This window comes from Nitrospira sp. (assembly GCA_016788885.1).
In the GTDB taxonomy this organism is placed as follows: Bacteria; Nitrospirota; Nitrospiria; order Nitrospirales; family Nitrospiraceae; genus Nitrospira_A.
The window spans coordinates 150,449-164,077 of record JAEURX010000075.1 but is presented as its reverse complement, the minus strand read 5'-3'; the positions used below and the strand labels follow the sequence as shown (position 1 = coordinate 164,077).

Annotated in this window: 7 protein-coding genes; 3 read left to right on the top strand and 4 right to left on the bottom strand. The window is 58.9% G+C overall.

The genetic code is table 11. The features are described 5' to 3' along the window. From JNL86_18390 to JNL86_18380, 3 genes are all read left to right on the top strand, one after another. Positions 1 to 2,425: DNA translocase FtsK (locus JNL86_18390; GenBank protein MBL8044884.1), on the top strand; the 2,425-nt coding region annotated here is incomplete at its 5' end. Continuing rightward, the gene (locus JNL86_18385; protein ID MBL8044883.1) at positions 2,422 to 3,144 is read left to right on the top strand and encodes an outer membrane lipoprotein carrier protein LolA; all 723 of its coding nucleotides are present in this window, start codon (positions 2,422 to 2,424) and stop codon (positions 3,142 to 3,144) included. The genes JNL86_18390 and JNL86_18385, both read left to right, overlap by 4 nt. A 210-nt stretch (positions 3,145 to 3,354) precedes the next feature. Then, entirely contained in the window at positions 3,355 to 4,116 is a 762-nt protein-coding gene (locus JNL86_18380; protein MBL8044882.1) for a 2OG-Fe(II) oxygenase, read from the top strand. 43 nt (positions 4,117 to 4,159) lie between these two features. Here JNL86_18380 and JNL86_18375 read toward each other — a convergent pair whose 3' ends face one another. The 4 genes from JNL86_18375 to JNL86_18360 all read right to left on the bottom strand — a co-directional run bounded on the left by JNL86_18375 (position 4,160) and on the right by JNL86_18360 (position 13,600). Further along, the gene (locus tag JNL86_18375) at positions 4,160 to 6,892 is read right to left on the bottom strand and encodes a PAS domain S-box protein (GenBank protein ID MBL8044881.1); all 2,733 of its coding nucleotides are present in this window, start codon (positions 6,890 to 6,892) and stop codon (positions 4,160 to 4,162) included. A gap of 251 nt (positions 6,893 to 7,143) precedes the next feature. Further along, positions 7,144 to 9,453 (bottom strand): GAF domain-containing protein, encoded by a 2,310-nt coding sequence (locus JNL86_18370; protein MBL8044880.1) that lies wholly within the window; start codon positions 9,451 to 9,453, stop codon positions 7,144 to 7,146. Beyond that, complete coding sequence (locus JNL86_18365; protein ID MBL8044879.1) at positions 9,453 to 10,421, bottom strand: ABC transporter substrate-binding protein; 969 nt, start codon at positions 10,419 to 10,421, stop codon at positions 9,453 to 9,455. Before JNL86_18365 ends, JNL86_18370 begins: the two co-directional genes overlap by 1 nt. A 56-nt stretch (positions 10,422 to 10,477) precedes the next feature. After that, positions 10,478 to 13,600: a PAS domain S-box protein gene (locus tag JNL86_18360; protein MBL8044878.1), complete on the bottom strand. Its 3,123-nt coding sequence runs from the start codon at positions 13,598 to 13,600 to the stop codon at positions 10,478 to 10,480. Positions 13,601 to 13,629 lie beyond the last annotated feature (29 nt).

Below are 13,629 nucleotides of genomic sequence, written 5' to 3'. Positions count from 1 at the left end.
GGCAAAGCGCGGTGACGCCCGCTCAGCCCCTTCCCGTTCCTCTCATGTGAAGCGCGAAGTGATCGGGGTTCTCCTGATCGCAGTCGGTCTCTTGATCCTGCTCAGTCTGGTGTCGTTTGTTCCCGGCGACGCCAAATCGATCGCGGCATCCGGAGCTGCCGGCAATCAGCCCAAAAACATGATCGGGTCGGTCGGAGCGCTGTCGGCGGCCGCATGTTTTTTTCTGGTCGGTGGGGCCGCCTATCTCTTTCCAATTCTGCTCGGACTCCTCGGCGCGCGCTGTTTTACCCCCATCCCGCTCACCATGCGACTCAGAAATGCCGGGAGCGGCCTGGTCGCCATGGTGTTTTTGAGCGCGCTCTTGCATTTGGAAGTCACGGCTGTCCCGACCATTTCCAGCGGATGGGTCAATCGCGGATTGGCCGGTGGCATCATCGGCCAGGTGTTGGCCGATGGTATACGCGGGTACTTCGCCACGACCGGGGCGCACATTGTGGTTCTCACCGGGCTGATGGTGGCTCTCCTGTTTACGGTGCCTGTATCTTTAACAGCCTTGCTGCAGCGGGTGCCTGACTGGTGGGTCGCAGTCCGTGCACGCCTGGTCGGACTCGTGCCGGAATGGCCGGCAAAGCAGGAAGAGCCGACCATTCAGCCCAAGCGGGCTCGACTGAAGGTATCGCGGCCGGTACGTGAGACGGAAGAGCCGGAGCTCGACCGCGAGGTGCAGGTGGTGGCCGAGGCGGTTGAACAGATCGCGGTCCCCATGATCCCCCCCAAAATTCAGCCGCCGATGAAAGTGGAAAAACGTGCCACGCCCGATGACGAACCGGCTGCAGCGGTGGCCACGAGCCCGTCCGTTTCAGATGGCTATGTCCTGCCTGACCCGCAGGAATTACTCAGTGACCCCTCCGGTCCTATCGCCCGTCTCAGTGATGATGAACTGAAGTTGCAGTCTGAAATTCTGACCAAGGCCTTAAAAAGCTTTGCGATCGACGGGCGTGTCACGGAAGTGCGTCCTGGGCCGGTCGTCACCATGTATGAATTCGAGCCCGCGCCCGGCACAAAAGTCGCGCGCATTGTGAACCTGGCCGATGATCTGGCTCTGGCGCTCAAGGCCATCAGTTTGCGCATCGTGGCTCCCTTACCAGGAAAATCCGTCGTGGGCATCGAAGTGCCGAATCCCCACCGGGAAATGGTGTCCATGAAGGAAGTTGTCACCAGTGACGCCTTTTCACGCTCACGTTCCAAATTGAGTCTGGCGCTCGGGAAAGACATTTTCGGCGGCGCGGTCTGCGCCGATCTGAAGACCATGCCGCATCTGTTGGTCGCTGGTGCCACCGGGGCCGGCAAGAGCGTCGGCCTCAATACGATGTTGCTGAGCATTCTGTTCAGCGCGAGACCGGATGAAGTGAAGCTGCTCCTCATCGATCCCAAGATGCTCGAGTTTCAAAGTTACGACGGCATCCCACACCTGCTGCGCCCCGTGATTACAGACCCTAAGTCTGCAGCGCGCGGGCTGGGCTGGGTCGTTCAGGAAATGGAACGGCGGTACAAGCTGCTGGCTGAAGCCGGGGTGCGCAGCATCGATGCCTACAATCGGCGCATTTCCGAGGTGCAGGGCGCGGTGTCCGACGTCTGGCAATCCGGCAAGGCCGAACAGGTGGAACTGACGTTTCTCTCCGAGGAAGAGCGGCTGTCCAAGGGGGAAGATGCAGAGCCGGCCGGGGATAACGGCCCGACTGATTCGGTCAAGCCGAGCCCGCCTGAGCCCTTGCCATACATCATGGTCATGATCGATGAGTTGGCCGATCTTATGATGGTGGCCCCGAAAGATGTGGAAGACAAAATCGCCCGCCTCGCTCAAATGGCGCGCGCTTCAGGCATTCACCTGGTGCTCGCAACCCAACGGCCGTCGGTCGATGTGTTGACCGGTCTCATCAAGGCCAACTTTCCGGCACGGATCGCATTTCAGGTGTCATCCAAAACCGATTCCCGCACGATTCTCGATGCCAACGGCGCGGAGGCGCTGCTTGGCCGCGGAGACATGCTGTACCTTGCTTCGGGGACCGGGAAGTTGATGCGCATTCACGGATCGTTTGTGTCGGATGACGATGTGCGGCGCGTGGTTGAATTCGTGAAGAAGCAGGCGTTGCCTTCGTATTGCCGCGAATTGCAATCGCTCAAAATCGAAGAGGCGGAAGAGGAGCAGGCGAAAGACGAAGTATATGAGCAGGCGAAGGACTTGGTCTTATCGACGGGCCAAGCCTCCGCCTCGTTGATTCAGCGGCGCTTGCGCGTGGGGTATCCGAGGGCGGCACGCATGATCGAACAGATGGAGGCGGAAGGCGTGGTGGGCGCGGCCGGTCGTGACGGACGCAGGGAAGTGTTGGGGCGTCGAGGGTCTGTCGGTGGAGATGAGGCATGATGCGGGAACTACTACTCGTTGCAGTGTTGTTGGTGATCGCCATTCCGGCTGCGGCGCAATCGGTCAAGCCGGATGAGCCGGCGGTCGATCTCCAAGCGCTGCATGAAGTGCAGGACGTGGTGAAGAATATTCAGTCGCGATACGAAAAGACCAAGGACCTGCAGGCCTCGTTCACGCAGAAGACCCGTATCGAAGGATTTTCCACGCCGGTGATTTCGACCGGTCACTTTTATATCAAGAAGCCCGGCAAGTTGCGGTGGGATTATATCGAACCGGCCACGGAAGAAATCTACGTCAATAAAGACGATGTGAAGATGTATGTGCCGGAGCATAAGCAGGTGTTGGTCGGCAAGCTGACCTATATGGCGGCTTCGCAGGCGCCGCTGCAACTGCTGCAGGGGGTGGCTAAGTTGGATGAGGAATTCGACATCGAGCCGATGCCGAACAAGGAGCGGGGAGCGGGAGGCATTCTCCTGGTATCACTGACGCCGAAGCAAGGACGTGCCGAACCGGAGCGGGCGATTCAGAAAATTGTCATCGAGGTGCAGCCCAAGACGTATTTCCTCAAGACCATCGCGCTCCACGAGGTCAGCGGCAATGTGGCGACGTTTGAGTTTTCCGAATTGAAGCCGAACAGCGGCTTGAAAGACGAGCTATTTGATTTCAAGGCCCCGGCCGATGTAGAAATCGTGAGGGCGCCGGTGCTAAGCCGACCCTAGCAGGATGGTGAAAAAGTCCACCAGCTTCGTTCTCGCATCGCAGAGAACCTCAACGTACCACAACGGTACGCCTCGATTCTCTGCTCGCTGCGGCCTTGCTGGATGGCCTTTTTGACCATCCTGCGAACAAAAGGTTTTTCAGTAGGCCAAGAAACAAACAAGACACAGTGATGACTGGTGAAGCGTGAATCCGGACTCAGCGAGGGGCGTATGACACAGGCCTGTGCAAGCAGCGTGACCGAAGCGGTAGAGCGGGCGATTTCGGCGCTGGATCTCGACCGGTTGGAACACGACTACTGGGAGCAGAACGAGTTTCTGTACATCCCTCAGTTTTTGCCGCGTGAGTTTGTCGAGGCCGAGCTGACGTCACAGGCGCAGGCGCTTAAATCCGGATTGAACCGCAACTACATTCCGGGACATAAGAAGGGCGGCAGCGTCAGCTATTATGCGGTGAGGGAGCAGGCCCCGCAGTTCATTGTCCTCTATCGCTCTGACGCCTTCCGGGCTATGCTCAACCGGTTGACCAAGGTCAATCTCCTCCTCTGCCCCGACAACGATCCGCATTCCTGCGCCTTGTACTATTACACCGAAGCAGGCGACCACATCGGGTACCACTACGATACGTCCTACTATAAAGGCGCCCGCTACACGATTCTGTTGGGATTGCTCGATCAGTCGAAACAATGCCGCCTAGTCTGCGATCTTTTCAAAGATGTGCCGGGGAAACAGCCGGTACATATGGAATTGGCCACGGCGCCCGGCGATCTGGTGATCTTCAACGGCGACAAGCTCTGGCACGCTGTGACGCCGCTCGGCCATCAAGAAGAGCGGATTGTTCTGACTCTGGAGTATGTGACCAATCCCGATATGGGCGCGTTCAAGCGGCTCTATTCCAATTTGAAAGACTCCTTCGCCTACTTTGGTTTGCGATCGGTCTTTAAGCGAGCCTATTCCTCTCGTTCCCGCGCGTAACGCTCCCGTACCTGCTTCTTCGACCGCTTGCGGGTCCTTTTCGTCATTGCGACAGAGAGGGAAAACGCAGGCGAAACGTCGTGCCCTGCCCTTCGGTGCTGTCTACCGCAATCGTGCCTGCATGTCGCGTCACGATCTTGTGCACGATGCTGAGACCGAGCCCTGTTCCTTTTCCCGCCGGCTTGGTGGTGAAAAACGGATCAAAAATTCGCGGGCGCACCGCAGCCGGAATGCCGGGACCGGTGTCGGCAATGGTCACATCGACCCATGTGTCATCCTGGGTTGCTCCCAGCGTCAAGCAGCCCATCCCGTTCATGGCCTGTACCGCATTGTTGATCAGGTTGATGAAGACCTGATCGATTTCCGCTTTGTGGGCGCGCAGGAATGCGGGCGTGCCAAACCGGGTCACGATGTCGACGTCGCCAAAATAAGGCCCTCGCCGAGCCATCTTGACGGCTTCCAAGAGACGTTCTGCTACATCGATGTCGGTTTCGCTCTCCATCCCTGTCGAACGGGCGTATCCGGCAAAATCCCGAACGACGTGGGACACGTGGCGGGCATAGCCGACGATATCGGCGGCAAACTCCCTGACCATCTTCGGGTCGGTTTCTTCCTGGATCAATTCAGCCATGCTGAGGATGGCCTGAGCGGGATTGTTAATCTCATGGGCCATGCCGGATACCATGGTTCCCAGACTTGTCAGTTTCTCGGACTGAATCAGTTGATCCTGCAGGTGTTTGTCCTCGGTGATATCCCACAACACCATGCCGATCTGGTAGGGAGCCGACACCGAAGGTGCCACCGGGAAAACCCGGTATCGATACAGCCGTTGGGCGACTTCGCATTCACGCTCAGGAGGTTCACGAAGCGATTCTGTCGACAGGGCCGCCCATTCCCGTACCAGGTGCTGGGTGGTGGCATCGGTCAGAGTGAGGCATTCGGCAAGCGAGTGGCCGACCAGGGATTCGCCGGTTCGGGAAAAATAGCGATGGGCCAAGGTATTGGCATACTGAATGTGCAAGTCGCGTCCGCAAAGAAGAATGGCACCAGGCAGACTGGCCAGCAGATTCTGTGTCATCTGGTGAGTCGACCGCAGGGCCGCTCCGGCCTGCTGCCGATCGATAAATTGTCCGATCTTCATGCCGTTATCGGTCAGGACTTGGAGCAACTGATGGTCTGCCGCGCGGGGCGAACTGGAAAACAATTCCATGACCCCATGGATCGTTGTGCCGGTGCGAATGGGAATGATGCAGGCTCCGCGGATGCCGAGTCGTGAGGCCGTCGGGGCCCGCGTGAAGCGCGAGTCGTTCAAGGCATCAGGAATCCAGAGCGGCAGTTTGGTGCTCCAGGTCAGTCCCGGAAAATCCAGGCCAGGAGGAAATGCACTGTTGCGGCAGAGGGTGATGAATTCGTCCCACCGTGATGAGGTCCGCTTCCATGTTCCCTGGCAGGTGAGGGTGTCGCCGGTTGCGCCTCTTTTCCAGAAGAGTGCCATATCCCAGGGCCCCATCTCACCAGTCACTCGAAGCAATTGCGGGATTGCTTCCTCAAGGGTTCCGACTTGCGCCAGGATATGACTGATGGAAAGTTGGGCCTGGTGCAGGTTCTCCAATTGCTTTCGTATGGTGATGTCTTGAAAGACCACCACCGCCCCGACGAGGTGTTCCTGTTCGCGGATGGGGCTGGTGACGTATTGAACCGGAAACAGCGAGCCGTCTTTTCTCGCAAAGGTATCGTTTTCCATGCGGTGTACGGCGCCGTCACGGACTGCGGCCTGGAGGCAAAACGGATCCCGGGGGCCAGCGGAGGGATTGCCCGACGTCGCACACACCAGCGGGGCGAGGGCGTTACCGATTAACTCGGCAGCATTCCACCCCAACATGCGTGCAGCGGTGGCGTTGACGAACGTGGCACATCCATGCACATCCAACCCAAAGATCCCATCGCCGGCGCTGTCCAGAATCAAGGCGTTCTGATGGCTGAGTCGAACGACGGCCTCCTCGGCCTGTTTGCGTCTGCGAATGTTGCGGATGATCCCGCTGAAAAAGACACCATCGTGGGTGGTCCATGAAGCCAGGGACAACTCGACCGGAAACTCGTCTCCGGTTTTGGTCATGCCCACCAACTCAATGGTCTTGCCGATGAGCACGGGCGATCCGCCCTGTGCGAGCCTCGTGATGCCGTTCTGGTGACTGGAGCGAAAGCGTTCCGGCATCACCAGGGTGAGAGGGGAACCGAGCGCTTCCTGCTTGCTGTATCCGAACATGCGCTCTGCCGCGCCGTTCCACCACATGATCCGGCCCTCTTGATCGGCGAGCACAATGGCGTCGGTGGCCGATTCGACCAGCGTACGAAATCGTTCTTCGCTGGCAAGGAGGGCTTGCTCGACATGTTCGGCTCGAACCGCAAGCCCTTTGATCGAGACGGCTCGACGAAGGACGGTTTTGAGTTCCAGGGAGTTGTATGGTTTGGTGAGGTAGGCGAATGCGCCTTTGGCGAGCGACCCGATGGTGTTTTCCGCGGTGACGTTCCCGGTCAGCACAATGACGGGAAGAGACGCATCTAATTCCGTCAGCACTTTGAGGACGGAGAGTCCGTTCAGATCGGGCAGCTGAATGTCTAAGATCGCGGCCTGGAAACGTTTCTGGTTCGCCTGGTGCAACGCCTCTTCTCCGGAGGCCGCGCTCTCCACGATGTAGCCTTCGTGAAGCAGCATGTCTCCGAGAGATTCTCGGATATCCGGATCATCATCGACAATGAGAATGGCGGTGTGCACGATGGGGCCACGCTGGCTTGTGAAACGTATTCGCCATGAAACCGCATGGCGCAATACCTGTGCCGCACATGCGGTGCGCGCGTCGGTGCCACGCATAAGCAATGTGTTGATTCTGTGGGTTTTCGGTAGGGCGTGCAGATGGAGCTGGTGCGGACTGTCGGCAATGTCTGCTCAAAACAATGCGGCCATTATCGAATCGGATACAGCGAAGCATGACGCTCCGCAGCTCAGCAGTAGGAATGCGCCGACAGTTACGTAGTCGGCGTGGTTTCGAGAGGAAGGGTGACATGGAATCGGGTTCCGACGCCTAGTTGACTGTCCACCCACATCTGTCCACCGTGCAGCGTGACCAGACTCTTGGTAATGAACAGCCCAAGTTGCGCCCCTTGCGAGGCGGGCATCGCCGATTCCACTTTTGAGAACTCGTTGAAGACGAGGGGTAACTCGTCTGCCGCAATGCCGCAACCCGTATCCGCCACGATGATCTGGGCAAAATGCTCGTCATAGGTTCCGCATTGCACGGTGACGCGGCCTGACTGGGGTGTGAACTTGATGGCATTGCCGACGAGATTCCACAGCACCTGCTCCAGCTTGTCGCGGTCGGCTCGTACCGTGAGCGCATCCGTACCTGGTAGGACCTCCAAGGTGATGGACTTTTCGGCCGCGAGTGTCTGAAAGCTTTCGACGACATCGCGGACAAACGCATCGATCGCCAGCGGTTCGGGTTTGATGTCGACGCGGCCGACATCGAGTCGAGACCAGTCCAGTAGTTGATTGATGATCCTGGTCAATCGATCCACATTGTGTTTGACCCGTTGCAGATAGTGCGCTTGTCGTTCGGAAAGTTGTCCCGTCAGCCCGTCAAGCATGTTCTCCACAAATCCCTTGATGGAGGTCATTGGCGTGCGTAATTCGTGCGAGGCGACCGACACGAATTTTGACCGTCGCTGATCGTGTTCCTGCAGTCGTTCGTTCACCGTTTGTAGTTCGTGCGTGCGTTCCTGGACACGCCGTTCGAGATGCTCGGTGAGGGTCGCCAGTTCGGTATAGGCTCGTGCATTGTCCACCGCCACCGCCACGTGACTCGCAATCGTCATCAAGAGCTCCAGGTCCTCATTGCTGCAGGGGACGCTTCCTCGGTCGGCTCCCAAGTATCCCAAGATCCGTTGCTGACTGCGGAGGGGCGCGGCAACAAACGAGAAGATGCCCACCTGTCGCAGCATCGGGAGTACTGCAGGGGAAATGCGGTCAGCGACGTCGTCCACATTTGGGATCAGTACAGGTTTCCCATGAATCAGCAGGTCGGCTGCCACGCCACCGTCGGGGTGGACCGGGATAGTCAGACGGCGCGCAGCGTGTTCGATTTCGGGAGGCATGCCGAGCATTTGCCCCACCGTTGCAACGCCCCGTTCACTGTCCCAGAGGAACAGCACCATTCGAGCGAACCCCAAGTTCTCGCTGAGCAATTGGAGGACGGTGGACAGGAGCCGGTCTAGGTCCAGCGTCGAGGTGATCGCCGCACTGGATTGGTTCAAGGTGGTCAGTTGCGCCATGTGGCGACGAATGGTGTCGAGGTTCGTGGAGATGGCGTGATCGCGTTCCTGCAGCGATTTCGTCATGAGATTAAACAGTGCGGTGAGCTGGCCGACCTCGTCCTGCGTCGTGGGAACTACGAAGGTGGAGAGGTCTCCCTCTCCGACGTTCCGTGCACCGGCGGCCAGATTGCGCAACGGAGTGATGATGCGGCGGGCGAGAAGGTTCGTGCAGAGAATGCCGGTGGTGATGATGCCCAAGGTGAGGAGGAAAAACGCTCGCAAGGCCTGTGCGAGTTCCCGTTGCATCGGGACTTCGGTTAGTCCGACTTGGACTACGCCGAACGCTTGCGGCGTAGTCTGGGCGGCACGTGTGCCGTGGGTCTCCTCTGCCTGCAGCGCCAGCGATTCGAGGCGAGGCTCCGACCGTCTCAACACCGGAAGGGCAAAATCATAAAACGTCTCCTCTTGTAGCCCGGAGGTGGACACGAGCAACGTCGAATGGTCTTCTTGCAAGCGGACGGTTCCAGTGGCGGTGAGGCGAAGGTGTGTGACGGTGGGCTCGGAACCGGGGGCCCGGATGAGTGACGTCGCCGTGTCAGGGCTTGGGTAGAAGGGGCGTTCCGATGAACGCAAGGCCCCAAGCGGACTCGTCAATGTTCCTTTGCTCTTTTCGGCGAGTACTTGGCCGTCGGCACCGGTGATCCGGACATAGACCACTTCCTCCACACCTAGGACGCCGGCAATGAATTGCTCAAGCATCACTCGTTCCTCGATGATGATGCCGTAGCGGACGTTGTGGGCGAGATTTTTGACCAGGATGACACCAAGGTTGCGTACCTGCTCGGTCATGGCGAGTCGTTTGCTGTGAATGAAATACCAGCTCATGCCGGCGCACGTGAGCACGAGAATCAAACTGAAAAACACGACGAACTTGGTTCGGAGGCTGATAAAGCGTCCTGGACCGCTCGGGAGATACGGGGGGGCGATGGGGGGCAGCGTAGGCGTGTTCACGAGGGGTCCTTTCATCAATACAGCTCGTCGGCCTTTTGCTCAAGCTCTCGAGAGATCTCGATGCCGAGGAATTTGGCCGTCTTGAGATTCAAGCTGGTTTCGATGCGTTCAGGGTGCCAGGGTTTCATGGGAAGTGACAGTTGGCCGTCCAGGAGTTTGCGGCTGAGTTGGCCGGCTTGTCTCCCGATGTCGCCGTAATTGACGGAGAGGCACAAGAGGGCTCCGCTTCGCGCGAATTCTCTCGAAAATCCGATGACCGGGACCCGCTCTTCCAGCGCCGTATTGAGGATAAAGCGGAGCGATTCGTCGTTCAGGACCGTGGAGTCAGGGACGAGCCAGAGGGCGTCGACCGAGGGCAGTAATGCTCGCAGGCCTCCGGGGACATCCCGTTCATTGTTGATCTGAAGCGGAATCAATTCCATCCCGTTGGGTTTCAACAGGCGTCTGGCTTCGTCGATGAGCGAGGTGGTTTTCGTCGGGTCGTAGAGGGTGCCGATATGCTTGAGGTTGGGCAATAGAGTACGAATCATGGCCAGTTGCCGCTCAACAGGAACCTCCAGAAGAATCCCGGTCATGTTCGGGGTCGTGAGCCCGTATTTCGCCGGGTCCAGGACCATGGAGTAGACCACCGGGATGTCGACGATCTCCAACTGAGCGGCCTTTGCTGCTTTCAGGCCTACGGCGAACACGAGAGCCGGATCAGAGGCGCGGATCTTTCGTGCGAGCTTTCGTCCCTTCTCCAGGTCTCCCTGCAGATCGAACTCGGATAGGATCATTCCGCTTGGGAGGGCGGCTTTGAATCCGTTGATGGCTTGATTATACGCGGCGATATCCGAGGACTTGAGGATGATGATCTCAGTTGCGGAGGCGAAGGACGTTCCGAACAGCAGCCACACGAGCATGCCCAGGATGTGATGGAATGCGAGTCGCCGCTCCCAGGCGGAGGGTCGTGCACAGCGTACCTGTCGGCGTGCGAACGTCACAGTCTGCATCCTCATCGAATCAGCCGGCCACACGTGGGGTGCCGAGTGTCTCCCGTCTAGTCGTTGGTGGGCCCCTTCGTGTCGTGAATAATGCCGAGCACGCGCGTGGCCGCTCCGTCGGCATTTCTGTAGATGCGCCCCGTCCATGCCAACCAATGTATCGTGCCATCAGGCCACACCACGCGATGCCGGATGGTGATGGACGTGTGGTCGCGCAGGCTGAGTTCGATGCGGGTCAGAGTGGAACCGCGATCCAATAAGTAAATCAGGCCGATATACGCAGGGTAGGTGCCGGCAAACGAACCGGGGGACAGTCCGAACAGCGCCTCGACGCCATCCGACCAATAAAGACGGTTCGAGGGGACATCCCAATCCCAAATGCCGAGATCCGAGGCGGCGAGCGCCATGCGTAGCCGTTCTTCGCTGAGAAACAGGCTGGCCTCGGTTCGTTTGCGGTCGGTGATGTCTTGTAATGCGCCGGCCATGCGGATGGCGCGTCCTTGCGCATCTCGCTGAACGACCTCGGCTCGCGCGTGGAACCATTGGTACTCCTGCTGCTTGTTGAGCAGCCGGTATTCGACATCATAGTGGGACACGCCCTGTTCCATGCAGGCATTCAGCCGCTGGAAGACGCCTTCACGGTCGTCGGGATGCAATCGGGAGATCCAGCTGTCGAGAATGTCGGGAAATTCCTCTTCTGTGTACCCCAACATTTCTCGCACGCGCGGGGACCACCAGACAGGGGTGATCGGCGAGTGCCACGGATGACCGGGAAGTACGTGGCCATCCCAGAACCCATCGTGCGAGCCGCGAATAACATGTTCCAACCGTTCCTCGCTGGCGTGCAGCGATTCTTGAGCCTGCTTGTAGGCCGTAATATCGCGCGAAATAGCCAGGAGACGCCGGGAATACCCCTGGGTATCAACCATGGGGGTCACCTGTACATCCCACCACTTCGGCTGCCCGTTGGTGGTGGGGCAGAACCCGACGAATTTCCCGATATCACCGGACCTGGCCGCTTCGAGCGCCGCCATGGCGGCATCGCGGTCGTCCCCCTCCCAAAACTCCGACCAGGGCTTGCCGGTGTATGCCGCAACATGTTCGATTTGCAGGAGTTCCTGTCCCGCGTCGTTCATGTATTGTAACCGCCCGTCCAGATCCAGAACCTTGATGCAGTCGGCGCTGCTGCGCAGGATCTGATTTTTCAGCTCCTCGCTGTCATGAAGGGCCATCTCAGCCTCTTTCATGGCGCTGATGTCTTCGCACACGATGAGCACCACCGGGATCTGGTGTTCGTTGCGCACGGCCTGTGCGGTTTCCCGCACCCAGATCACGTCTCCGTCCTTCCGGACTTTGCGCAGTTCCCAGCGCTTGGGCTGTCCCATGTCTGAGAGACAGGATGCAAGGTTCCGGCGGACGGCGTCCTGATCAGCCGGGTGGAAGACGGCCACGACGGAGGACCCGATCAACTCCTGTGGGTCGTACCCGAGACGGTCCGCGCCGAAGCGATTCACGGACAGCACGATTCCGTCGGCATCCACCATGAAATACATGGTGGGATTATCGTCGAACAGCGCTCGATAGCGTCGCTCGCTGTCGATCAGTTCCGCTTCGACGCGTTTGGACTCGGTGATATCTTCCGCGATCCCCACGATACGGTATGCCTGGCCAGATGCATCCCGGATCGGATACGCCCGATCCCAGATCCAGCGCAGGGAGCCATCCGGGCGAAGGATGCGATACTCTTCGTCATACACATCCAAGGTCTGCCGGTTCATGGCCGCCTCTTGGATGCGTGGGCGATCCTCGGGATGAAGTGCATCGAGCCAGGATGTCGGATGGGCGTAGAGACTGTCGCAGCTGCGCCCCCAGATTTCTTCATACCCGGGACTGATGTAGATCACACGCGATTTCTCCGGATTGGTGATCCAGAACACCTCTCGAATATGTTCCGCGAGTTGCCGGAACCGTTCCTGGCTTTCCTCGACGGCGCGCTCGGCTTCTTTCCGCTCAGAAATATCGCGGAAGACCACCACCGCACCGGCCATGCGGCCCTTTTCGACGATCGGGGTACTGACATATTCCACCGGCATGGGGCTGCCGTCTTTGCGCCAGAACACATCGGTAGAGACCCGGTGCACGAGCCCGTCACGAAGGGCTGCGTAAATCGGACAGTGGTTGAGCGGGTAGGGACGGCCGTCAGGGTGCGAGTGATGCAACAGCACATGCATCGGTTGATCGATCAGTTCGGAGGGTTCGTAGCCGAGCAATTGGGCGGCCGTCGGGTTAATGAACGTCGTTCTACCTGCCTCGTCCAGACCGTAGATGCCTTCCCCTGCTTGCGTGAGGATGACTTCGTGCAGATGGCGGAGGCGATCGAGAATGTCTTCCGCCCGACGGCGTTGGGTAATGTCACGAATGATACCGCTGTAGAAGATGGCCTCGTCCGTGTTCCACATGGCCAGCGAAAGCTCGAGCGGAAACTCCGTGCCGTCCTTGCGTAATCCTTCCAGTTCGACGAGACGCCCGATGAGACGGGCTTGTCCCGTCTCTCTGACCCGCGCCAGGCCACGCTCGTGGGCGGCGCGATACCGGGCCGGCATCAACATGCTGAGAGATTGTCCGCGGACCTCATCGTCCGTGTATCCGAAGAGATGTGCGGCGGCGCGATTCCACGAAAGGATATGCCCTTGGTGATCGGCCAGCACAATGGAGTCAGTTGCGGCTTCGACCAGCGATTGAAATCGCGCCTCGCTCTCGTGCAGGGCATGCTCGGCATGTTCGACTTTGGCAGCCAGGGCTTGAACTCCGACTGCCCGTTGCAAGACAGCACGGAGTTCATCACGATTGTACGGCTTGGTGAGGTACGCGAAAGCTCCCTGGGTCAGCGAGCCGACCGTGCGGTCGGTGCTGGTATACGCGGTCAGAATGATGACGGGAAGCTGCGGTTGTTGTTCGTGTAACGTGAGCAGGACCGAGGAGCCGTCTCCGTCGGGCAACCCCAGGTCCAGCAGTACGGCGTTGTACTGATGGGCACCGGCTTGTGCCAGCGCGTCCGCACAGGTCATGGCGACGTTCACCTGGTACCCGTCATGATCGAGCAAATCTTGCAACCCGAGTGCAATGTCCGGATCGTCGTCGACGACGAGGATGGAATGAGTGAGTGTTGCCGGTGCCATCACATCCTCCTGAATCTCATCGAGCCAGT